Origin of the sequence: Enterococcus sp. DIV0187, assembly GCF_051713785.1 — a bacterium.
In the GTDB taxonomy this organism is placed as follows: Bacteria; Bacillota; Bacilli; order Lactobacillales; family Enterococcaceae; genus Enterococcus_A; species Enterococcus_A avium.
This window is the reverse complement of the sequence record NZ_JBIOQO010000001.1, coordinates 3601616-3625562: the sequence shown is the minus strand read 5'-3', so window position 1 is coordinate 3625562 and position 23947 is coordinate 3601616. Positions and strand designations below refer to the sequence as shown.

Here is a 23947-nt window from a genome sequence, read left to right as displayed (position 1 = left end):
GACCCTGTTCACAAAATAAGAAAATTCCTTATCTATGTATATTAAAAGTACAACCACGTAACGCTTTATCATACTAGTTTAAACCGATTTTTCCGTTCTCAGCAGATATTCCCTAGAAAAAAGCAACAGCTATCCCCCTTCATATATGGATAGCTGTTGTTCTCTTATTAAATTTTCTAGTCATTCCCATACTTTAACCCTTCTGAATCAACATACACCTGCTCGTACACCCGCTCATCCAATCGATACCCTTGGCCCCAACAAGTCTCGATGATTGGACCTTTGATTCCCTGATCGGCTAATTTATTTTTTAAGTGCTTCACCATTACTGATAATTGAGACATACTGGAATTTGTTTTGTCTCTATTCCACATCCGTAGACATAATTCCTGCCGTGAAACGGTTTGTTTTTGATATTCATAGAGAATCTGGAAAAGCTTCAGCTCTCCGCTGCTCAAGGATAAGGCGGTCAGCGGTCGCTTGCTTTCCGACTTAGGTAAGTAGACGATTTTTTCACCATTTCTAACTTTATCGCCACTCAATTTTTCTCTCAACACTTCAATGGATGGGCAGCTTTCAATCCAATCAGTAATTCCTAGTTCCTCCCATTCTTCCAGCTGTGCCTCTTCTAGTTGTTCGTCGGATTTTCGGAAGAGTGGGATCGAATAGGATTTTAATGCGCGAACCAATTCTTTTACTTCCGCATTTGCGATCGTCTCGCTTAAGATGATTTGTTGGAAAATACGGATAAACTCGTGGTTTGTATTCTCCAATAGGCAAAGGTCGATCAATCGTTTAGTGGTAAACACTTCATGCCCTAACTGCCGCAGCCGTTCCTCAAAGGACTGCTCATTCAATGGATTATTGGTAAATAATAAAATCTGACTCATCCTGTATCCTTCTCTCTAATGTTTTTGTGATTCATTGCTCATTTTTTGGGGTAGTTTCCAAACTCCCCCTTCAATAGACATTGATAAAAGAATGTACTTAATTGATATCCTTCCCCCACATAGTACGGATGGCATCTTCTATCCCATAAGCATCCATCACTTTCTTTTTAATTTTTGTGATGGCGCTAGATAGCTGACTTAGTTTCGAATTGATATTATTCGAAGACCAACCATGGCAAAGTTGCTCTCTTGATAACGTCTGATTCGTTGCCGCCATTAGTCTGCAAATGATTTTCTTTTCAAGCTTGGTAAAATGAACGTCCGAAAAATAAAGTGGAAAAGTTCTTTTCTTTTGTTCCAGCACTAGCTCCTTCTCATAAACCGGCGTACGTTGTTTCCCATCAGTCAATGCCACTTGATAAAGTAATGCCTTATGTGTTAGCTTCTCGCGTAGCCTTTCCAGCGTAGTATTCGTTAATATCCAATCAGAAATATGCCAAGTGTTCCATTCAGATACACTCTCTTCAGAAGGCTCCTCACCGACAATTCTCACCAGACAATCTACATTAAACTGAAATTGCTGGGCAAACGCCTTAGCTTCTTCTTCAGTAATTGTTTCACTTAAAAAAATCCATCGGAAGGACTTGACGAGATTATCCATTCGCTGAGAATGCACCCAAATATCCCGAATAGAAGTCGTTGTAAACACTTCATAATTCAATTTTTGAAGCTGTTCTTGCAAGTGACTCTCTACAGAGAGGTTCTTTGTTAAAATCAATATTCGATTCATTTTCTACCTCATTTTCTAAATCTCACCCATTTTTCCTCTTTTTCTTTTCCAATTAAATAAGATATGTACAGACCCGCTCGAAAAATTCGAGCGGTCCTATTTTATCATTCGTTTACGAAAATAAATGAATTTGATTTTGAATATCGATATAGCTAAACACAGCCAATCCAACAAATCCAAAAGCAATAATCAGTACTAACCAATCTAGAGCTAAATTGGTTCCCTTTAGATTGATTTGTCGAATCAATTTCGAATCGTTGATTAAAAAGTATGCGAAAATTCCGCAGGAAAGAATTGCTCCTCCTATAAAAAGGTATAGCCATTGATAAGGTCCCATCATTTCCTCCTTGTTAAATCGTATCGTTTAAAGTCCAAGTTAGTTCACTTGTATAGCCTTTACCCTCTTCACCAACATCTGCTGGGATGTGGAGTTTCACGTCGTTGAATGGGATTCGAAAAATCCATGTCCCTTTATTTTTCGTACTTTGAGAATTCATAAGTGGTACAGTGCCTCCCCCACCTGTCAGTGTCACCGTTCCCGTTGTTAATGAGACATCACTAGTTGGTGAGATACTCTCGCTATCTGTTTCAGGATTATTGACTACCTGAGAAGTGTAGTTGTCTAAAGACAGTACAGGCTGCATAGGCAAAAGGATATTTGAACTATCAATAAAATAATCTAAGTTTGCACTCAATTTCCAGTCATTTCCGGCTAGATTGTCCCTAGGGTCCTGTAGTTTTACATAGAAACCTTCATTCACGGTCTTTGTTTGATAGGCTCCTGTAGCCATAGTCACTGTCTGATTAGCACCATTATTATTTTTTTCATGATATCCAAAACCAAAAATTGTTGGAACATACAAAAGGGATAACTTCGAATTAGCAGGATCTGTTACTACATGATGATCGGGATCTTCTATTCGTACATTTGTGTCATCCTCAGCAGATAAATTATCCGAGGTAGCCGTAACTTTTGTTTTCAAATTCAACAGATCATTGATATCTCCTGTAGCAACTGTCTTAAATTTCACTGTGATCTTCTCGTTTGGTTTTATTGCGACTCCTTTGGAAGCTAATAGAGTACCTCCATCTGTCCATACGGCGTTGGTAATCCCAGCAATAGCAGTACCGTTGTTGTCTTCAATAACTGTATTCGATGGATTCGTCATATTTCCACCCGTTTTAGTAATCACATGGCTCAAATCAAGCCCAGTAGCATTTGCTTTGTATCCGGTATTATTTATTTCTAATGTCCAATCAATCGTTTCCCCAGGCTTTCTCATCACTGTTGAGTCTGGTGTTAAGTTTATTTCTAACCGAGGAGCTATCTTTTTATAGATATAATGTAAATTTGTATCTTGAGTTACATCCAATACTTTAGGAACATTATCTGTTATTAAAGTAGCGGGATCTTTAGTCATGTTTTTCCATCCTTGAAGTTCCCAATTCTTTCCTGAATAATCAGTGATATTCCAGTGAATAGTGGCACTCCCAGTACCATTAAAATCATCTCCATGGTTAACTGGTACAGTACCTGATACAGTAGAACCTAATTGATAATTAGGAGGTAATAAATTTGCCTGTGGTGTATCGTCTACCCAACTTCCAGTTACATTATATTGTGTTTTTTTCTCTTCATAAACAATTCGAATTTTTGCATTACTATCTTTATCTTCATCATTAATATCTTTCCAGTCAAAAGATGGAGTCGTCCCCGCATGGAATGTATCTCCGCTATACCAACCTTTATAAGTATATTGTGCTGAATTCGAACCCACGTAGCTAGATGGTAGCGAAGTTGCTTGTCCATTTTCACCGCCACCAAATTGATAGCTATCTCCACTTGCATAATACTTATTATTTTGAATAAATGATGGATGGAGTCCATTGTTTTGAATTTCATTTCCAGATGTGTCAACGAAAGTTTCATTGATTTCTGGTATTTCTAACTTAAATGTGATTGGGTTTCCTGCTGAAGAATTGGTTCCAATGTAGCTATTAATCTGAAATCCTGTGTAATACTTATTGACAGTACCGGATACACTAGAAGTTGTACCACCAACTGTAGTTGCAAAAAGAACATCTAATGGATCTGAATATTGTTCATAAGCGGTTTGCGCAACATTTTCGTACTGATATCCTCGCTTTGTTCCGACAGTTTTCCGAACAAAAGAACCATTTACTAAAAAACCACTCGTAATAGGGGAGGGATTGTTATTATTTGCTAGAAAAGTGTTAATATTAACTGTTCCCACTTTTTGAATTGGAACAATTCCTTTGACACAGTCAGAAGTTTCAGCAAACAATGAATGATAACTTACCCTTCCACCTTCCATGCTCTTAAACTCATCTAGGATTTTCAGAGGAATTATCTTCGATTTATAATTATCCGAATACTCACCATTACCTATTGATCCAATTGCCCGAGTACTTCGTAAAATTTCAGTTGGTTTAATTTGATAAACTAACATTTGTTCAGAATTATGAGGAACATATGATACACTAGATTCTAATTTCAATTCGTTAGGAGGTACTGAAGTCCCATCTGGATAAACAAATTTTGCATGAAACTTAATATTCATGGACGAAGATGCATCAAAATATAAAGAAGCGTACGAAACAGATGAATTAGCATAAAAAAATAGAAACAAACCGATAGTCAAACATAAGTATCTAATTTTTTTCATCAGTAACACCTCTTAACTGATAGAAATAAAGTACTCCAGCACATAAGAGTACTATCACTCCTATGCTTATAAATAACAATGACTCTTTTGCTTCTCCTGTTTTTGGTAATAATCTACTCTCATTTGCTACATACTGCTGTACTGCACGATAACGATACGAATTTGAAGAATAATCTAATGGTACAACACCACCAATTAGCGAACTACTTGTTGTGCTACTATCTATTGACGAACTACTAACTGAAGTACTGCTCATTGAACTACTTGTTGTCGTACTACTTGTACTCGTTGTTGTATCTGTTGTTGATGATTGACTGCTAGATGTAGTACTGCTTGCTGACTCAAATCCAATTCCTACCTCTGTGGCTGCTTGAGATTGCATTACATGTAGTAATAACCCCACTAATATCACAGGTAGAAAAAGAATGTATCTCTTTTTTACCAACAGTAGTCACCTACCTTTCTTGAAGGCTTTTTTGCCATTTCGTCTTTCTGACATACAAGAAGGCTGTCAAAAGTACCAGAACAGCGAACAAGGCGATACTCGTCCATTTTACCCATGGCGCGATCGTTAGTTTGAAGACCGCTTCTTTGTTCATTTTCTTCGCCTGTCCTTCGGTTACTTCGAACTCTTCCTGCCACTCCCATTTCTTTTCCCCATCATTCACTTCAATTGTCGCGATATATTTACCCGGTTCAACATCATTCGGTGGAAAGGAAAGGTCTAATTGAAAGGAGGAATTTGGCGCGAACTCCAATGTTTCAAGTTCCCTTTTCTTAATGACTTTATCTGAACCCTTTTTCGCAAAACTTGCTTTTGCTGTGAGATCCTTCATGACTTTCGGTTGAAAATTTTGAATCGGAATCTTTACCACTTTTTTTCCAGCTTCAACCCCAGGTTCCACTCGTTTTAGTTTCAAGTCGCCACCCTCACGATAATCGCTATTGTCTTCTGTTAACATCAGACTCACTGCATACCCATAACGACTACTGATTCCTGATTCCTCTGACTCACCATCACTAGCTAATACCTGAACTGCGCCAAGTTTGACTCCTTCGAAGGATTCCGCAGGCGGTGTCACTTTGATTTCCACGATCTTTTCCTCAAAATTAGCGACCGTTACTTTTTTCATGGAGTCTTTTACTTCAGCAATGCTTGTAAGAGGAGTTTTTAGACTTTCATCTAGAATCGGTTTCCGTTTTCCATACTCGATGTAGCCTTCTTTATTTGTTACAGCATCCGTAAGAAAGATTTCCACTGTTTTCTTCTCTTTTTGTGTGCTGATGATTTTCATTTTTAGTGTTTGTGGTTCATTCGGTTTGACCGATACATAATAAAGACTCAGATTTTTATCCACCTGTGTTTCGGGCTGGATTGTTTCCACAGTGAAACCAATGGAAGTCTGTCCGTGATCATCTGCCGCATTCACAAATGTTGGGAATCCTATTAAGAAAAGACTCGTTAATAAAGTCGTTATCAGCTTCTTGCGCACCTTGTTTCCTCCTGTAATGACAAAAGATGGAAGAGAAGAACGCTCCTCTCCCCCACCTTTATTTATCCTTTTTAAATATTGTCAGACAATGTCCATGTAATATCACCACTGAATTGTTTACCGTCATAAACTGCTAAATGGTCCACACTTTTCAATTTAATATTCGTCATTTTTGTCGCATAAGCACCTTTGACAGTTCCTGGTCCTGTTGATACCTCAACAGTGCCACCGCCATCAGCAGGTTGAGCAAGAGTAATAGTCGCAGCTGAAGGCAGTGCAACTGAAGGTGCAACTGCTGTACTGATATCTGCATCGATTGGCTCATTATTTCCAGTATATTCATATACCTGCGTTCCTAATGTTATCTCAATTTCTGCATTATCAAGTTGTAATGAATTAGAATCTTCAATGTCTGACAACGCAGCTTCTAACTTCCATTTATTAGTAGAAGTTGTTGGACGTTGATCATCTACAACGACATATCGCCCTACGCCACCAGTTGTATTAATTTCTTCATAATCATGGACACCAGTAGTTAGTGTGTTTGCATTTCCAAACTGAAAAGCCTTAGGAGTCCAACGCAAAGTCATTTTTCCGTCTGGCCCTGGTTTTGGCGGATTGTAAGCCTTAGTAAAACCAAATTCTACTTTTGTTTTATCAGAGTCAACTTGAGCCGCATTTGCACTCAGTCCTCCAACGAACAACCCTCCCAACATAGATGTTGCAACTAGTGAAGTTACGATTCTTTTCTTATTCATCTCTTTCTCTCCTTAAAATAATTTAATTTTTATATATCAAAAAAGTACACATGGTACCGTTGATATTAAAATAAGTAGAATGACTCACTTTTCATGATAATTAGAACAGTTGTTTCTAGGTTTGGTTAAAACCATGATTCCTCTTATAAACTCTGGTACTACAACGTTTATCGGAGATGTTGACGGTTAGTGACGGCGACTTGTTCGTTTGTGAATTTTTCGTCAATTCATTTTTCATTGTTTTTCGTAATGAAATTGAATTTTTGTAAACCACAGACATAGTAAGCGCTTACTTTACTAGGGCAAAAACTAGTGAGACATATTTTCTGCAATTATTAAAAAAAACATGCTATTAAGCGGTTTTTCTAATTGCAGTCTCCATTTGATCAATCACTTCGATGCGTTGTTCCAGCATCGAATCAGCGTAAGTATCTAATGTCAGCTTGGTTGACGTATGACCCAATAGAGAGCTAACAGACAAAATATCACTCTGCGCTTCAAGACAACGAGTCGCAAATGTATGGCGCAATTGATGAAAGTGAATGTCTTCCAAGCCGCATTTTTTACGAATCTGATGAAAGTGATACGTCAATAAGCGTGGCTCAACTGGATGATTGTTGACTGAGAAGACAAAGCTACCCTTAGATTGACGTCGATGCTTCAAAAGAAGCTTTCGGATAGAGTTACTCATGGGAATGGTTCGAGCACCTGAACTCGTTTTTGTCGACCCAATCACTAGCTGTGTTTTCTGATCCTTTAACGCAAGGTTGATTCGTTGATAGGTGTGATTCACCTGAATCAGATTGCGTTCAAAATCAAGATCACGCCATCGCAAAGCAGCGATTTCGCCAATTCTAAGACCTGTATAAAGTGCGAGATAAGTTGGAAGTCCTGTGTCTTTCTTCTCTCTTAGCGCGACTTGTTCTAGTTTATGTTGTTCCTTTCTTGTTAAAGCACGGATTTTTTGTGGACTCCTTTTTGGTAGTTTTAAATGTGAGAAGGGATTTTCTTTCAGCTGTTGTTTTTCTTTGGCATCATTCAAACATTTATTGATGATTCGTAAGATTACCTGCATGGTTGAAGGGCTCAGTCCTCGTTCTATCCATCGCTGAATGAGCGTTCTTCCTTCCTCTGCGGTCAGTTCATTTAAGAATAAGCTTCCTATATAAGGAAACACGTAGGTAGATAATTTATAGTGATAAGAACTATACGTTGATGGCTTAATCTCATTTTGAATCTCTATCAGCCAGCACTTGCTCCATTCCGCAAAAGGAATACAGGACTCTCCGTAAATTTCTTGTTGAGTGAGGTAGTGCGCTTTCAATGGATAGAGCTTGAGGCGCACCTCATGAAAGCTTTTCCCATAAACATAGCCATATTTGATCTGACCATTGGCTTTATAGCCTTTTTTGTAGCGCCCCTCCCAACGCCCATCCTTTCGTTTATAAATATTTTCGCCTTTACGCATGTATTCTTTTCCTCCTGACGGCTTAATTGACGGCAAATAATTCACCGTTTTCCATATTTTTGCTTTCTTTCTAGTTTTCGAGCATGAGATTCTTGCTTATTAAAATATTACAAATATCTTTTTTTAATAAATTAAAACTATATATTGATTATTCTTAAGCAGTATTCTATAATTAAATCAAACGAATTCACTTTTTTATTAGAAAATTGTTTTTGATAGCGAATTTTATTCATGGTTTTAACCAAACCATGTAACAAGTTAAACGAATATAATATCTTTTTCAACTAAATATGACAACAAAAAATAAGGACATCCGCTCAAACTGAATGAGAAGATGCCTTTTTTTGTTCCATAAATTAATTTTACAAATAAAAAAAGTAACCAAACAAACGCTGTCCCTTGCGATTTTACAATAACACCGTTCTTCTTAATTTATTTTTTTCTTTAATACCAATTAAAAAAGAAATCTTGTGTTTTTGAAACTTTAGCTTATATTCTTGTTATAGCACCACCGAGTTTGTTTTTTAATTTAAGGGGGATTTATGATGAGTGTTAAACGGTATGTAGATATTTTCGATGACAGATATCCAGGAACGCTATGGGAGGCCTATCGTTCGATAGCGGAAGATTTTGACCCATTGAAGATTCAAGAAATACATTGTATTGCACCAAATTTTGAACGCAATGAGGTGATGGTTCTTTCAGATGAAGGCGCTTTTTTTAATGCGAATACGTCATCTGCGACGTTGAATCAGTATGCATCCGCACATTGCCTTCCAGATTACACCACTTTTTCTTCTGTTCTCAAGGACATTGACCACTTTGGAAAATACAAGCTTCCTTGGGCGTGTCCACATTTTTCCTTATTTCCACTAGAGGGTGGTTCGAATAGTCTTTGGATCAATCCGCTTATGATAGAAAATATCAATCTAAGAGACGGACGATACTATGTCCAATTATTAACGGGACGAAAATTCTATATCCCCGTTCAACGCTACTACGCACTTTTACGCAGCGAGATTGCCTGCGCTGTCCTAGCCGCACTCCGTCAGGAAGCTTTTTATTATAAGGGCCAAGGTAAGCGGCCGGTGGATTATTTGAATCTGCCGAATACGGTATTTGCTCAAAATCTACGCAAACGTCCGTTACTAAATAAGTTCGTCACCGGTAAAGGCGAAATCTATCGCCGGTATCATCGTGCGCGCTTTCTGTATTATCATGAACGGTTAGAAAACGAACGCCCACTGCCTCGCTGGGAAAATTGGCAGTAATATAATATGTTGCTCATGTTACAGTCAGTATGAAACCTCTAGAATAGCGGGATATTCTAGAGGTTTTTTTTAGTTGCTGTTATTCTGCTCTGCTTCTAGAAAATGAATCAGATCGGTCAATGAATCCTTTCATGGATCGCATTCTATTTTTTCATTCCTTTGTTGTTCCTTCTGCCTATTGCTAAAAAGTTCCTTCATCTGCATGATATACTCTTTGAAATCTTTCAATACGATGACAGATCATCGGCATAAGCTCGTCTGTCAATCTATCGCTGCCATCTCTGTGATTTGATCTCTAAGATCATCCTCATTTTTTTCAATCTTGCTATTTTCTATTTCTACCATTTCTCTCACCAACTTCATCAACAAAGATATCGGCTTAACATTCGTTAGTTAGAACAAAATATACGCATTATACGAATTAATCATAATACATAACGATTTTTTCCTCAGTATAATTCGTTAAACTATTTGAAATCATTTTTAAGTAATCTACGTTAGTGAGCCAGTATCCCTCCGCACATTACACCACTTTTTTCTTCTGTGTTCTACGAGAAACTCTTAATTATATTCCTTTTCGTATAATCAAGTCAAACAGCAATTTCGAATAAATACCCTCAATTTCGAGTGATTCAAACGGTCTTTCAACGTTTCTAGCCCCTAAACATTCGAAATTGGGGGTTCTCGTTCGAAATTGCGGTTCGCAATCTTTTTCAAAATCGGCTATCTTGTAGTCAGCAAATAGAGAAAACACTAAGGATAAGCAGGACGCTGCTGCCTTTTCAAATAAAAAATCAATCCATACAGGAGGAACACCCAATGAACGAACAATTATTAACTTGCAAACAGACCTTTTCACTTAAACCTGAAACATTAGAAAAACGCATCATGGAGTATTACCAAGAAACACAAAACAGCAGCTTGACGATCAAATATGTCTTAGCTTTACGTGTACGCTTCAAACTTGGTGCACAAGAGTTTGCCCACATCCTGGAGGACCTTGTCCGTTACCTATTCATGAATACCAAAGCCACACGTACAATGAAACGCTTCTTTTATTTTTTTGAGGATTACTTCCAAGCCTCTGAATGGAAACGTCTAACCTTAAGAGTCTTTCCATTAAGAAACTTTGGCAAGAAAGTCTTCTCTGTTGTCCGCTCGCTTATCTCAGCGGTTCGCCCTGAAGAAACGACTGAATCTTGATAAGAAACCAATCTAATAAAACGATAGAAAGGAAAAAAAATATGATTACTGAAACAACTAAATTAGTCACCACTTTCATGAAGAGTGACAATAAAAAACATCACTGGTCCTACAATGACGTGGACACCAGCTTATCTGCACAAGAAATCAAAGATATTTGTGAGCTGATGACGACGTTAGACCTCTTTGAACAAGATGACGTAAAACTATTCGATTCGGCCGTCTCAGCAAAGTTTGTCCACACAAGAGAAATCCCAATTTTTGATAACACCTTGGAAGAAGAGTTACCCACAGAAAATCCAGTATCAACCAGTTATCCACATGTGAACTATGTGGAAACTGTGGGAAATTCTGGTGTTTTGCCCACGAAGTCCACAGAAACAATCCGTTCTACCGACTTATCAACAAAAGAAAGTTTACAAAATACGAAAGCAATCACCACGAACGAAGATTTGCCCGCCTTTATGGTCTCTTCTTCACAGCTACCAGCACGTACTCTTAAAACGAACATGTCGGAGATAGAAGAAAATCACTCAGCTTCTAACAAAATAGACAGTCCTGTCGTGTCTGATAATCAGATTCAAGGGGATCAAAAAAAGAAGCGGCGATTGAAAGACTTCTTTACTCATATCTGGGGAAATCACAGAAAAGAAAATGAGGATTCTTCATAACTGTCAAGATAAGAAAATAAAGCCATACTCAACAAAAACAGACTCATACTTCATCCCTGCGATTAACTCCACAGGGGATGAAGCCCTTTTGTCCGCAAAAAAATAAGAGTCGAAAGATGAGCATTCATCTTCCGCCTCTTATTTATGACTATCTACATGCATAAAGCCCCAGTTTGTCGGCATATAATAGCCATCCACCGCCATGTTTTTCAAATCGCTGGAGACCAGCTGCCCTGTAATGTAGTAAATCCGTTTTGCTTTGCGCTCAGCCTCGCCGAGTTTTGCCAATAGACCATTCAAGTCGTATTCTGGCATCAAAAAATAATGAAAATTGAAGCCCTTCAAGCGTTCATGTGTGATCGCTCCTTCAAAGGTCAATAATTTTTGTAATTCTTCGTCGTTAAAGGCCAAGTCTGTCGATTTCAAGGTCAAGCCCTTGTATTCAAATGAATCTGCCATTGCGCCACCCCTTCGATTCATTTTACCACATCCGAAAAAAGTGTCACTACCCTTTCAGCCATTCACGGGCGTTTTGCACCTCGTCCATCGAAACTTGATGACCGTGGAGTGTCTCAATAACAGTGATATCTGCATCGCGATCGCGAAAGGCCGCAACTAATTTTGCAAAAGAAGCATCGCTAACGATTGGATCATTGTCTCCGCCATAAGAAACCCAAATCTTTTTATCTATTAAAGGAAATGATTGGGTGTGGACCTCTAATGACATGGGATGGAAAAATATCCCTTTGTTTAGCGTCGTTTCACGTTCCAGCAATAGATGCGCCGCGACATTTGCCCCATTTGAGTAACCGACTAAGATCCACTCCTCCAATGGGATTGCTTTTTCTTCGCTGATCTCCTTGATCACTTCCAATAGGTTATCTGTTTCCTTTTCTAAACTTTCAAAATCAAATTGATTCAATCCATTGCGTTTGAAGAAACGATTCATGCCATCCTCTACGATCTTGCCACGAAAGGATAAAATCGTACTATCGGCATCTAAAAACTTAGCCAATTCAATTAACGATGTTTCATCGCCACCCGTTCCATGAAGCAAAATAAACTTTTTCCCCTCTGGTTTTCCTGCTTGATAAAGATATTCCATCTTCCTGCACCTCACTTACTAATTGTAAGTTAACACGAATCGGCCATCGGAACAACTTATTTGTCTGCTTGCTACTCACTGTTCAGAAAAAATTGGGACCCGAAATCGGATAGTAAAATGAACCGACAAAGGTAACGAATATCATATTTTACTTGCTCTATTCATTTGATTTTCGATTTTGCTTTTTCTGGATGGATTTGTTTTATTCATCCGGCTGTGATTTCGCAGTTCGCTTATTCTTCCAATAAGTAAATAGGATCAGGCCCAGCATGATTAGGCTTGTAATAATGGCGGCCTTCAACAATAAGTGCTGTTCTTTGGTTATTTTCTTCTTTTTTACTGTTTTATTTGGTTGATAAGCCACGCGCTTTCCACGAACTAATAAGCGATGAGAATTGACCCCATACGGCGTGCAGGTCAGTAATGTCGCATAGTCTTTCCCGTTAACTGCCTTCAACAGCTCCGTGTTCTCTGGTTCGATAACTGAAAGCTTATCTACTTCATATGCCAAGGTGCGATTTAACACATGAATAAAAAAATGATCGCCTTTTTTTAATTCAGTCAAATCGGTAAATAATTTGGCGTGAGTCAATCCGGTATGGGACGTTAAAACGGTATGTGTTCCTTCGCCTCCGATTGGCAAAGCAGAACCTTCAAGATGACCCGCGGCTTTGCGCAGGACATTCTCCTTTGTTCCATGATAGATCGGCAATTTTACATCGATACTAGGAATCTCAACCTGCCCCATCGTTCCGCCAACATTTAAGACCTGATAATAATTGTCCGGCATTACAATTCCAGAGCCTGGAACAAAAGGATCGTGGGCAGGTTGCCCTAAGAGATTTTCATTATAGATCTGTGCCTGTTGAAATATTTCGGCTATCTGTTCAGGACTCAGCTGATCAGCTTGCTTTTGATAGTTCTCCATGACTTGTGTTGCATTTCTTTGATTCAGATAATCGCTAATGAACGGAAAGGCGATGATCCCGATGCCCGAAATCAATAATAAAACAATTAAAATCGTTCGCTTCATCGTTTCCCCTTTCTATGTATAGAAAAAGCCGAGTTTTACTCGACTTTTCGTTTTATTAGACCGCTTTTTTCTTTTTATTCATCGTTAGAAGAACAGCCAGTCCGATCAGGATAATACCGACAACTACTAAGAGCATCGTTCCGATGCCACCCGTATTCGGTAGCGTGAATCCTTTTTTGTTTTCGATAGACTCAGTGTGGATGTGTTTCTTCCCACTGTCCTCTTCAGTAAAGGTGACCTCTAACGGTTCATCCAACAAGTTGTACCCCTCTGGTGCTTTTGTCTCCACTAAGAAATAAGAGTCAAATGTTTTTATTCCTGCTGATTCAGTGTAAGTTCTCAGCCCTTCGAATGAGGTCACATAAAAAGTATCATCAATAAGTCCCAATCCTTCTCCAGTGTCATCATAAGAAGGCAATGCTACCCAGTTTTTAGCAGCATCATAGCCGGGTTCGCCAGGCGCAACGATATCCACGATATAGTTATCACTTGCATCTAAAATGACTTTGTAATATTCGCCTCTTCCAGCGTAATAAGCTGTCGGCGCTAATTAAAACTGTGCACTTTCTGTTACTGTACCACCAGAGTAGGTCTTGTCAATTTTTATCTCCCCGGTGTGAATTTCTGACGGCGGTGTTTTGTCTTTTTCTGTTTCAGTCGTTGAATTATTTTCAAACTCGATTTCCGCCTCATTTTTGATGGTATTTTCATCATCACTCGCGATATTACTGTTCACTGTCGTGTCAAATGATACAAGTACTTTAGTGACATCTGCTGTTCCTGCGAGTTTACTAATTCCAGCTGGTGTTAAAGATATTCTGACCGTTCCGCCAGGAGTGCCGACAGCTCCAGTTACAGTATAGTCATCGCCAAACGTTAATGTAACGACATTAGGATTAGTATCACTTGCTCCTTTTACCGCAACATTTTCTGCAAAACTCAATCGTTTATCCAACGTATCCACAATATCAAATTTCGTGTACTCAGAAAAATCAGAAGGAACATTGGCTGAAATTGTCCAAGTGACTTTATCTCCAACCGTTACCGATGGGACGCTTGGCTCTTTCTCAGGATTTAATCCTTGGTTTTTTGGATAGACATGGACATCGCTATTCCAATCATCACCAGCCGCATTTGTCATGGGCACAGCTACGATAAAAGGCTTAGAAGCAGACGTAATTAATTTTTCTTCATTTCCTTTACCCTGTACTTGATAGTCCGCTGAGGCAGTTAAATTTTCCTCTACATAATAATATCCGGCTGAAAGTTTCGTGTAGGTTAATTCCCCGCTATCATTCGTTTTGCCATCTTTACCAGCATCCGGGTCTTTTAAAGTTAAAGAATATTTATGTTGAGTCGCGTCTTTTTCTACAATTAATTCAGTTCCAGTTCTTGTATAACTCCAGCCATCTTTATCCGATGGAGGTGTATCTGGAGCACCAGCTGTTGGAGTTAGCTGATAGACATCGAATTGAATCCCCATTACTGCTGGATTACTAGGCGCTACATCTAATTCCTCACCATTTCCTTCATCCTTAACATCAGCAGACGTTTCTGCCCAATACTTATGGATCGTCAAATTTCCTTCAGTCGGCTTTGTCCCCGGTGTGGCTGCGAAGCTAGAAAGCGCTCCGCCCACCGTTGCCCCTAACATCAATAGTATCGCTATTATCCTACTTAATTTTTTTCTCATCTTTTTTCCCCTTCTCTTTAGCTATCATTTTTTTATTCTGCAAAACAATTACTCCAAAACCTAAGAGCACAATTCCCAAAACAATCAGAAATACTCTCATATATCCACCTGCATTAGGTAATGAATTTGTTAAATAATTCGGTAAATAATACTTGCCATTCGCCACTCGAAATGCCGGCGGCAAAGGATCGCCTCTTCCGCGTATCGTTTCGATCTCACCATAAAAATTGACGGTGATGACCCATGAGCCCAGTGGCAACTGATAGCCTGGATGCGTCTTCGTTTCCACCAACAGGTACTCCCCGCGCGTCAAATTTTCAAAGATTACTTGCCCCTTATCTGAAGCATTCTCGCTACTAATTTTCTCGGTTGGATGATCCATATCCCACTTCGTATCGGCAGCTTCCGGATCTTCACTGCCGGTACTTCCAGCCTCACCCTCTTTAGTTTTGTAGAGGGAAAAATGCACCCCGCCTAATGGATTCTGGTTCGCATCTTCTTTTGTGAAGCTGATAGGTTTGGCTTTGTTCGTAAAATAGATATTGGTTCGATCATCGCTGATCTTATGCCCTGGGTCTTCTGCATCAACGGCATTATCATCAAGTCCAATCTTATATTTCACATTAAAAATTTCGAACTGCTGAGTTTCCTTATTCCATGCGGTTGAAACGAGCCAATAGCCTTCTACAGATTGATATCCGCTATACGTGCTCATTTCACGAATAATATACCAATCGAAGTTTTTTGGTTCAGCATCCTCCACCTTCAAACCCGTTTTGCCGATCGTTCCAAAAAAGCCTTGATTATCTGTCGTACCAGATGTGATTTTTTTCCATGGTGATTTGTTATATGACCAATTTTCATAAAAATAACCGCCACCAGTCCAACGATAAATATCAAATTGAACTTTTTGCTGATCCGTCGATGGCATCACTTCTCCTTGCTCATTGACCTTGCATAAAGAAATATCGGATTTACGGTTTCTTAGAATATAACGATTGCCATTGGCTTCACTAGGCTCTTCATAATCTGGTTTATCTACTTCTGTCCCATGCGCCCAACTCGGCGCAGAAAACATTTTCTTTTCACTCATCTGAGCAACCCAATAGACCTCTCGATAGGTGGAAATATTGGTTGGCGGATCGTTGTATGGCAAAACATAATCGGGATAAGTTGCAACTTCAACGATTGCATAAAGCTTCGTTAAATCAGTAATTTCAGGAATACGTACCCTTCCCAATGCATCTGTAGCAACCGGTTTATCATTAATCCTTGTCCATACGTCAGGTCTTGCTTCCGGACCGTTTCCAGGATTATACGGATTACTCCCAGAAACAGGATCTGAAGAAGACCAGACACCATCCCATTCATACACATCAAAAGCAACCTTCATTTCCCTACCTTGCTCATCCACCAATTGCTTGCCATTTGAGTCGACTGAAGGCATCATTTCGCCATCCATCCCTTGCTTATAGAAGGTGAAAGGAACTTCGGCAGCAATCGTGTAATAAAGCTGCAAGGTTAGACTGCCATCTTCCGTCACGTTTCCAGTGATTTTTCCGTGTAAGATAGACAGATCTTCATCATAATCATACGACTTCAACAGTTCCATTGAAGGTTCGCCAACGATTTTTTGTCCTAGATAGCCGGACTTCGTTTCTGTCTGTTTTAATTCAAAATTTTCTTTTGCCGTACTTCCTTCGATTTTCTGAACATAATGTTCAACCTTGTAACTAGCTTGAGGAAGTTTTTTGTTCCATACAGTCACAGTCGGTCCTCTGGAGGTCGTAGCCGGAATCTCAAAAGCGTTCGACACTACCGCTGATCCATCCCAATTGGGAGATTCTTTTTCGTCATATCCCGCTGCAGCTTCAGTCTCTACAAACCGATAGGTCCCGTTGACCAAACCCAATGCGTTAAAATCAACTTTCACTAATCCATTAACTGTCTTTTCTACAGTCGCCCCGTTTTCCACTTCGAAATACTGAAGCCCGTCAGTTTCGAAGATCAGTACCTCGTTATTTTTTTTGACGTCATTCCACTTATCTCCGTCTTTAAGCTGAAGCTTGAACTTCGCTCCGTTGATTGGAGAATATTCGTCATTCTCGTCACGCTCGACATCGAACTTTTGCAGCAGCGCCTGATTCGCATTCAAGGTGATACTGCCATAAGGATTTTTCAAATTCGCCGTCGCACTATCTCTTTTCGGCATCGACTCTGGTTCCTTACGATTCAATGTCAATGCACTATGGGTATAGATCGCAGATTCATTCCTAATCGGACCTGAGGGCGTATCTGGCGGGTAGCGAACGGTCAAAGAAATATTATATGAGGCGATCTTGCCGCCAATTACATTGCTATCGCCAAAGGTTATTGAGTAATAATTCTCCAACAACTCACGATCTTCCTCGGCATAATAGCCCCGCCGGATAGAATAATCAGCAGCTTGGGCGGCGAACTGAGTGACAGCTATATTGTCGCCGGTTTTAGGATTCGTGATTGTTCTTCCTGTATAAGGACTATCAGTTAATTCACTAAGCGTTTGCTGCTGATTCGTTTTTTGTTTCATTGAGCCATAATGCATCATTACTGTGGATATGCCGGAGGAATCTTTGTAGACACCATATTGATAAGGCGCTGCTTGAAGCCGCGTTTTAAACGCCTTCTTAGTTTCACCGGCTCCTTGAGTCAGAAGTGTGAAGCCCGTTCCAGCTTTGGGCTTTTGAGTCTCCCCAGTATCTGAGCCAGAACGATAGGTTGGTCCGTTCCCAAAATCGGCTAGAACAAATGATTGAAAAGCAGCGGTTGAAGACAAATAAACTCCTTCCTGCTTCGCATAGTTTTCCTGTGTGAGTCCAATAGGAATCGGGATGTACCCTGCAATCGTCAGTGTGGTCAACTCAGCACCAGCCGGAAGTTCATCCTCTACGTACCCACCGTATTCTTCTCCGCCTTCGGTTTCTCGCGGAGAATAAATATCAGTATAATTGCTCCCCCATGGAAGCCAAACATCTCTTCCTGGTTTATCAGTATAGAATCCTTGATACTTATTTCCTGCACCGCCGTTGGCATCGTAATTAACTTTATCGCCGCCTAATTCAATATTGGCAGCCCCGTTAAATTGAATCGTCCATTTCAGCGAATTATTGGAGCCAGAAGAGCCATATTTAAATGAAAAGCCATTCGAAGCCTGTAAAGCAATAGGATTGAAGGTAATCTTTTTTGAAATCGTCGTTCCATTTGCATCACGGCCAAACGTGACATTTTGAACACTTTCCTTTGTCACGTAATTCATGAATCCCGCAAACGTCAATTCCGAATTCAGAGTATTGATATGAAGCTCATCTACACCCTCTAAAAACTCGATGCGAATCACCTGTGTTTCTCCATTTGTTGAATTTTCAACACGATACCGATAAATCTTATTTACTCCATCATCGGTAGATATCGTTTGCCATTCTCCCCGCAGAGCATACCAGTGTCCTGTGTCCTGATTTTCATTTTGAGGAATCGCTAAAACAAAGTAATCCCCTGGCAAAATATTTCTGCCTAACTTCTCAGCTGCTATCGTCCAGCTAAAATTGAAATCATAGGCTTGGTTCGGCTCCGCTGAGCTTTTTGGCTCTACAGTTAAAGACTCCTTTACACTACCTTTTTCACGATACAATTCCCAATCTGTTACAACGATTGAGTTGCTAATGTCCGTTGAACTCACTTTTACCTCTCGGGCAGCTGCTTCCTTCTGCGTGTCCGCATCACTCACTATTTTTTTCTCATCTGACTGGCTTGTACTAGAATCCAAAACAGCGGAATCAGCAGGACTCACATCCTCAGTTGTACTCGTACTTGACTCAATTTCAGGAGAAGACAATCGATCAGTTGTGCTTAGCACTTCATTTGCAACTTGGCTAGAAGCGACTTCATCCTGTGTTTGTCCTAATGAAAGAATTGGAGACAATACAGAAAAGAGACTAAAGAAAATCACCAACAAGATCAGTATTTTCCCTTTATAGCTTTCTTTTTTGATCATTGCTTGTCCGCCTCCCTCCTTCACCTTCAAATTCTTCAACAAATAGACCTACATTACAAAAAAAAACACTTAAATGTTTTTCAAAGGAATTTACAATTAAAATATGACTTTATAATTTAATATTACTATTATCTGCCAAATATTTCAAACTATTTTATGTTTTTTTGATAAACAAAAAATTAGAATAGAACTAATTATTACGATAAAATATTGAATGTTCTAAAAATAATCTTTATAATCTATTAATTATAAAGGATAAAATTGAAATCGCTTTTTATAGTATTTATACCGAATCCCTTGTCAGATCATTAATAAATAAGGTCCAATAAAATTTGTAGGTTTACTTCTGTCGTGGAAGCTGTTCTATATATATTACGGCTCGAATCCAATACGGCTCTTTCTATTTCCAGCCGCTTCTTCACCACCGCGTACAACTGATTTTTTTCTTCGCCGAATCAGAATATTATCTCATCTTTCTCTTTATAATTGACATATGCTATCTAGATATTTACCTTTTTTGAGCACGCAAAAAAAACCAAACGATTCACACCGTTTGGTTCATCATGCTACTCTGTTTTTGAATTTAGCGGTTTTCTAGCTTTGACCAATCCAGCGGCTCCAATGAAGAGAATTCCTATGATCAAAAGTAGTAGTTTGCTCCACTTGCCCGCAAAAGGCAATGACTGTTTCCGATAATTAGGTAAATAGTACTGCCCATTTTCCAGCTTAAAGGCTGGCGGTGACGTATCCTTCCGCGCACGAATCGTAAGCGGTTGTTGTGCCGCTGGATCGACTTGAATGAGCCAATCTCCTTCAGGCAGCTGATAGCCGGCTGCTGTGCTTTTTTCCTTTAATAGATAGGTTCCCTTCGGCAGCTTCACGAAAGTAACTTTACCGGAAAGTGAACTGGTCTCTCTGCGATAAGCGGCTGTTAATTCCCAGTAACTGCCGTCCTTTTCGGTTTGATCATTCAAAGGGACATCACCTTTTTCCTGATACAATTCAAAGACGACATTTGCCAGCGCGGTATGGTTATCATTGATCTTTGTAAATTCAAGGTCAGGGTACGGCAATTGTTCATTGGTTAGTTGGTAGGCGTTGAACTGATTGCCGGTCTCACCTGGCTCGACGATCGGATAGCCTTCGCCTACGTAGCTCAAACCATCAATCGTGTAGCTGTTGGCTTTCCTATTTTCATTTAGATAGACGACCCAATAACCCGAAGGCAGCTGATAGCCCGGATACGCCTCGACCTCCTGAATCGCATAGGTATTTCCGTAGGGGTAGGAGCCTACCATGGTTTCCGCCAATCCAGTCAGCTTCCCGTCCTCATCGCCGTAAAAAAGATAGGTATCATCCTGCAGATTTTTCATGGGCAGCCACTTGGCCGGATTGGAAAGATCGGTATTGGTCGTAGGTCCTTCACCCTCCCAGCCTCCAATGTAGCGATAATAGCGGAAACCAACCTTAGCCGTTTTGATTTTGCGCAGCGGAGAACCTGTCCAAGCGTCTGTCTTGTATAACTGTAATTCTGTCTGATAGTCATTTTTGATCACATGATAATAGGCACCCTTTTGTTCAGTACCTGGGTTGTCGGTGCCGCAATTGCTGAAATTCCCATCCTCCCATAAAACCCAATAGGCCTGTTTCGCTGTTGGTAAATGATAGCCTTTGTACGTACTTGTCTCGACTAAACCTAAGACTGCACCGGAATCGCGGGGAATGGCATCTCCTACCAGCTTTCCATTCGCATCGGTTTCCAATGTGCCCTTCTTTTCCCAGACCGCTGATCCTCCTGGGGCAACCTCATCAGGTTTTGTCCCGTCTGTCCAACTACCGACATATTGATACCAATCGAAGCTGACTTGTTTGTTTTCGCCGAGAGAATTGCCATTTGCATCAACCGACGGCATCGGGTTTCCTCGGACATCTTCTTTATACAGCGACCACTTTTCGTAGTGATTCATCACATAATACTCTCGCTCATTCTCAGGAGCAGAAGGGTTGATCGCATCCGCACTTGGCGCACCATTCATTGGCGTGATTCCACTGACAAATGGCGTTACTTGAGGTTGGTTTTCCCCCAATGTATTATTTGTCCAAAGAATCCAATACTGATGATCCGCTGGCAGTCGATAGCCTTCATAGGTCTTCTTTTCAACCACCGCATAGGTCATCAGTCCACCCTGTTCATCCGTTAGAGACAATGTTTTACTGCTGACTTTTCCATTTGAATCGGAGGTTAGTGTTTCGACCTTTTTCCAGACCTTTTCCTCACTGTTTGGGAGCGTCTTGCCGCTTGTTGGCACGACCTCTGTGGGACTATAGCCCGCACCGCTGCTCCAGCTTGTATTATTGTACAAATAAACATCAAAGACGACTTCTTTCTCTTCACCCAAAGGATCTCCCTTAAAGTCAATGGAAGGCATCGGCTTTTTATTTTCGTCATACTTATAAAAATAAAAGGGCTGGCTCGTCTCGTCTTTTACATAATACAGCTTTAAAATCAAACTGCCATCCTCTGAGACTCTTCCGGTTGCTACGGTGTAGGGAACGGTCTCATCTAGGCGATAACCGCCAAAGGATTTGCCGATTGCCTCCACCTCTGACCCAAATTTCCCATTGAAATTTTCCTGCAGGCGTAATTCAAAGGCCGACTCATCTGAAGAATCTGGATTGGTCTGAACATAGTGCTGAACCGAATATTTAGGCTGCGCATAATTCGTCGCAAAAACGATGGACCGTTGATTTGACGAAGGAATCGAAAACTCGCTGGAAATGACTTTTCCAACATCCTCGTCATAGCCGGGAGATATTTCAGGGTCATAACCATCCGGCGGTTCGACTTCGATAAAGCGATAGACGCCATCTGCCAAATTAGAAACCTTCGCACCCCCATCTAATTGACGACCCACGACTGAACCGCCTTCCAGCACATTCACGGACACTGTTCCCGTCGTCACTGCGGAATTGGGAACAGTCTCCCATTGATCCGTTGAACGTTTTCTTTGCAATTCAAATTTGGCGCCGTTCAACGGCAGGTTCTGTTCCGTGAACTTGAAAAGCATCGCTTCATTACTTGTTAGCTGGACACTGCTGTAAGGGTTCGTCAGGTTATAGGTTCCTGTTACCTCAGAAAGAATAGGAAAATTTGGTTCTTTCGGCCCAATATAGAAATGCTGTGCCGTGTTTACCTTTTCACCGCTGATAGTCTCAGGAGGATATTGCGCATTGAAGCTGATTTCAAATGTTGCAATTTGTCCTCCTAGCGCGTTACTGTCACCATAAACAAGTGTAAAGTAAGCCTCCAGTTCATCACGATCCGCTTCGGTATAATGACCATTTGCGATCAGGCGACTAGCAGACTGCTCTGCAAATGAAAGGACCTGCTCCGTTTTGCTGCCGGCAACCTCTCTTGCTGGATTCGTATAGCGCTGATCGGTCATATCGCTATATTTCGGCATCGTACCACCCTTTTTAACATCACCGAAATAAGCCATTATCGTCTGACGATTCGTCGTCTGGTCAAGATAGAGTCCATATTGATAAGCCTGAGATTTCACTCTTGTCCGAAAGCTTTCCTTGCTCTCGCCGCTTTCTTGATACAGACGCTGAAATGAATAGTCTTGCTTCGACAGCTGTCGTTCCGAAACAGGATCATTCGGAGTCCGATAAATGGGCCCATTTCCAAAATCAACCAACAAATAGGAATGAAACGCAGAAAGTGTCGCTGCTATCCCCCCGCGATAGTCCGTCAGCGCATTCGGCGGCAGCTGCATTGGCGCGTGTGCCGTTGCAATAATCATCAGATTGTGGACAAGCACGCCTTCATCCAACGTATCCTCCACATAGATATCTTCAATATCTGTTACCTGCTCACCCCAGCCATTCTCAGGATTAACAGGATCAAAGCCCCAGCCCTCGCTATGTTTGCCATAATCAAAGGTATCTCCTCCCAGCTCTAAACTGGCTGGTAAATTTACGGGAAGATCAAATTGAATTTGATTGATACTAGCACCAAGCGCATTCTTAAAGTTCCAGCCTGTGCTCTTTTCTAATTTATCCTGACTAAAATCAATCCTCTTTTGAATCCCTGCAAACTCTACTTGCTGGATACCGCCACGATAAGTATAGTTTTTGATAGAATCCAATCCAGTCGAAATCTCGGCTTCGATGGCCATTCCCGTCAACAATCTAACCTCATCTGTAAACTGAATCCGAATCTGCTCATAATCAATCCCGCCATCATACGCTTCAATAAACCATTCCGCATATTTGATGGTTTGACCATCAATCGTCGCTATCAGCGGAACGGCTTGAACAGAACTGCTTGTCCGCCAAGCCCCGCTGGCACCCACGTCATCGCCCGCGACTCCACGATTGTATGGCAGCCGGAACGTCACGAAGTCTCCTGGTAAAAGTGTCGAATTCCTTACCTTCCAATGAAACTTCAACTCATATGCCTCACCCGTGACAGCATGAACCGCTTCCGATACGGCAATGCCATCTTTTAATAGCTCCCAGTCAATAACCTCCAACGTATCAGTGATATCGGCTCGGAGCTGACGCCTTTCTTCACTGGTGCTCTCTGTCTCAGACGTCGAGCTTGAGGGTTCTGTCTGTTCTTCAACATCTTCTGTCTCAGCCTCAAAAATTTGTGAAGACTCTGTTATTTCAGAAGCAATCGTCGAATCAAGCGAAGGCTCTTGAGGCTCCTCCAAGCTGTGAGTCGTGCTCTCAGTGACGGGTTCCCTCGACTTCTGTGTCTCAGAAAGAGCGGTGACAGGAAGGAGCGCAACCACCAACAAAATAAGTAAACTAAGCGACGTAACCATTTTTTTTGATCGACTCACCT

Annotated in this window: 18 protein-coding genes; 3 read left to right on the top strand and 15 right to left on the bottom strand. The window is 40.6% G+C overall.

Features of this window, described 5'->3' with window-relative positions:
- Positions 1-176 precede the first annotated feature (176 nt).
- From IGI52_RS17665 to IGI52_RS17630, 8 genes are all read right to left on the bottom strand, one after another.
- A complete protein-coding gene (locus IGI52_RS17665) occupies positions 177-890 on the bottom strand; it encodes a winged helix-turn-helix domain-containing protein (protein WP_438781952.1) in 714 nt (237 codons plus the stop codon).
- A 97-nt stretch (positions 891-987) separates the two neighbouring features.
- Entirely contained in the window at positions 988-1680 is a 693-nt protein-coding gene (locus IGI52_RS17660; RefSeq protein ID WP_438781951.1) for a helix-turn-helix domain-containing protein, read from the bottom strand.
- 112 nt (positions 1681-1792) lie between these two features.
- On the bottom strand, positions 1793-2017 hold the full coding sequence (locus tag IGI52_RS17655) for a hypothetical protein (protein ID WP_438781950.1): 225 nt from the start codon (positions 2015-2017) through the stop codon (positions 1793-1795).
- Between the two features lie 13 nt (positions 2018-2030).
- Positions 2031-4367 carry a WxL domain-containing protein gene (locus IGI52_RS17650; RefSeq protein ID WP_438781949.1) on the bottom strand — a complete coding sequence of 779 codons (2337 nt, stop codon included), beginning with the start codon at positions 4365-4367 and terminating at the stop codon, positions 2031-2033.
- Positions 4354-4812, bottom strand: coding sequence for an LPXTG cell wall anchor domain-containing protein (locus IGI52_RS17645; protein ID WP_438781948.1), 459 nt, complete (start codon positions 4810-4812; stop codon positions 4354-4356). The genes IGI52_RS17650 and IGI52_RS17645 overlap by 14 nt, the downstream gene beginning before the upstream one ends.
- A gap of 10 nt (positions 4813-4822) precedes the next feature.
- Positions 4823-5860, bottom strand: a complete 1038-nt coding sequence (locus tag IGI52_RS17640; protein ID WP_438781947.1) for a DUF916 and DUF3324 domain-containing protein — start codon at positions 5858-5860, stop codon at positions 4823-4825.
- A 71-nt stretch (positions 5861-5931) separates the two neighbouring features.
- A complete protein-coding gene (locus IGI52_RS17635) occupies positions 5932-6618 on the bottom strand; it encodes a WxL domain-containing protein (protein WP_438781946.1) in 687 nt (228 codons plus the stop codon).
- Positions 6619-6970: 352 nt separating this feature from the next.
- On the bottom strand, positions 6971-8086 hold the full coding sequence (locus IGI52_RS17630; RefSeq protein ID WP_438781945.1) for a tyrosine-type recombinase/integrase: 1116 nt from the start codon (positions 8084-8086) through the stop codon (positions 6971-6973).
- A 545-nt stretch (positions 8087-8631) separates the two neighbouring features.
- On the opposite strand from IGI52_RS17630, the gene IGI52_RS17625 reads away from it, so the two are divergent.
- The 3 genes from IGI52_RS17625 (at position 8632) to IGI52_RS17615 (ending at position 11231) form a co-directional block, all read left to right on the top strand.
- Positions 8632-9357 (top strand): hypothetical protein, encoded by a 726-nt coding sequence (locus IGI52_RS17625; RefSeq protein ID WP_438781944.1) that lies wholly within the window; start codon positions 8632-8634, stop codon positions 9355-9357.
- An 819-nt stretch (positions 9358-10176) separates the two neighbouring features.
- Positions 10177-10560 carry a hypothetical protein gene (locus IGI52_RS17620; protein ID WP_438781943.1) on the top strand — a complete coding sequence of 128 codons (384 nt, stop codon included), beginning with the start codon at positions 10177-10179 and terminating at the stop codon, positions 10558-10560.
- Positions 10561-10601: 41 nt separating this feature from the next.
- A complete protein-coding gene (locus IGI52_RS17615) occupies positions 10602-11231 on the top strand; it encodes a hypothetical protein (protein WP_438781942.1) in 630 nt (209 codons plus the stop codon).
- Positions 11232-11369: 138 nt separating this feature from the next.
- On the opposite strand, the gene IGI52_RS17610 is transcribed toward IGI52_RS17615, so the two are convergent.
- The 7 genes from IGI52_RS17610 to IGI52_RS17580 form a co-directional block, all read right to left on the bottom strand.
- Positions 11370-11690 (bottom strand): hypothetical protein, encoded by a 321-nt coding sequence (locus IGI52_RS17610; RefSeq protein WP_438781941.1) that lies wholly within the window; start codon positions 11688-11690, stop codon positions 11370-11372.
- 46 nt (positions 11691-11736) lie between these two features.
- Positions 11737-12336, bottom strand: a complete 600-nt coding sequence (locus tag IGI52_RS17605; RefSeq protein WP_438781940.1) for an alpha/beta hydrolase — start codon at positions 12334-12336, stop codon at positions 11737-11739.
- Positions 12337-12538: 202 nt separating this feature from the next.
- Positions 12539-13369, bottom strand: coding sequence for a class C sortase (locus IGI52_RS17600; RefSeq protein WP_438781939.1), 831 nt, complete (start codon positions 13367-13369; stop codon positions 12539-12541).
- A gap of 55 nt (positions 13370-13424) precedes the next feature.
- Complete coding sequence (locus IGI52_RS17595; protein WP_438781938.1) at positions 13425-13844, bottom strand: LPXTG cell wall anchor domain-containing protein; 420 nt, start codon at positions 13842-13844, stop codon at positions 13425-13427.
- A 75-nt stretch (positions 13845-13919) separates the two neighbouring features.
- Positions 13920-15062, bottom strand: a complete 1143-nt coding sequence (locus tag IGI52_RS17590) for a SpaH/EbpB family LPXTG-anchored major pilin (protein WP_438781937.1) — start codon at positions 15060-15062, stop codon at positions 13920-13922.
- Positions 15043-19092 (bottom strand): SpaA isopeptide-forming pilin-related protein, encoded by a 4050-nt coding sequence (locus IGI52_RS17585; RefSeq protein ID WP_438781936.1) that lies wholly within the window; start codon positions 19090-19092, stop codon positions 15043-15045. Before IGI52_RS17585 ends, IGI52_RS17590 begins: the two co-directional genes overlap by 20 nt.
- Positions 19093-19658: 566 nt before the next feature.
- A complete protein-coding gene (locus IGI52_RS17580) occupies positions 19659-23945 on the bottom strand; it encodes a SpaA isopeptide-forming pilin-related protein (protein WP_438781935.1) in 4287 nt (1428 codons plus the stop codon).
- Between the last annotated feature and the right edge of the window lie 2 nt (positions 23946-23947).

Coding starts and splice junctions, on each gene's coding strand:
- IGI52_RS17665 (WP_438781952.1), bottom strand. CDS start 890: ATGAGTCAGATTTTATTATTTACCAATAATCCATTGAATGAGCAGTCC.
- IGI52_RS17660 (WP_438781951.1), bottom strand. CDS start 1,680: ATGAATCGAATATTGATTTTAACAAAGAACCTCTCTGTAGAGAGTCAC.
- IGI52_RS17655 (WP_438781950.1), bottom strand. CDS start 2,017: ATGGGACCTTATCAATGGCTATACCTTTTTATAGGAGGAGCAATTCTT.
- IGI52_RS17650 (WP_438781949.1), bottom strand. CDS start 4,367: ATGAAAAAAATTAGATACTTATGTTTGACTATCGGTTTGTTTCTATTT.
- IGI52_RS17635 (WP_438781946.1), bottom strand. CDS start 6,618: ATGAATAAGAAAAGAATCGTAACTTCACTAGTTGCAACATCTATGTTG.
- IGI52_RS17630 (WP_438781945.1), bottom strand. CDS start 8,086: ATGCGTAAAGGCGAAAATATTTATAAACGAAAGGATGGGCGTTGGGAG.
- IGI52_RS17625 (WP_438781944.1), top strand. CDS start 8,632: ATGAGTGTTAAACGGTATGTAGATATTTTCGATGACAGATATCCAGGA.
- IGI52_RS17620 (WP_438781943.1), top strand. CDS start 10,177: ATGAACGAACAATTATTAACTTGCAAACAGACCTTTTCACTTAAACCT.
- IGI52_RS17615 (WP_438781942.1), top strand. CDS start 10,602: ATGATTACTGAAACAACTAAATTAGTCACCACTTTCATGAAGAGTGAC.
- IGI52_RS17610 (WP_438781941.1), bottom strand. CDS start 11,690: ATGGCAGATTCATTTGAATACAAGGGCTTGACCTTGAAATCGACAGAC.
- IGI52_RS17605 (WP_438781940.1), bottom strand. CDS start 12,336: ATGGAATATCTTTATCAAGCAGGAAAACCAGAGGGGAAAAAGTTTATT.
- IGI52_RS17600 (WP_438781939.1), bottom strand. CDS start 13,369: ATGAAGCGAACGATTTTAATTGTTTTATTATTGATTTCGGGCATCGGG.
- IGI52_RS17590 (WP_438781937.1), bottom strand. CDS start 15,062: ATGAGAAAAAAATTAAGTAGGATAATAGCGATACTATTGATGTTAGGG.
- IGI52_RS17585 (WP_438781936.1), bottom strand. CDS start 19,092: ATGATCAAAAAAGAAAGCTATAAAGGGAAAATACTGATCTTGTTGGTG.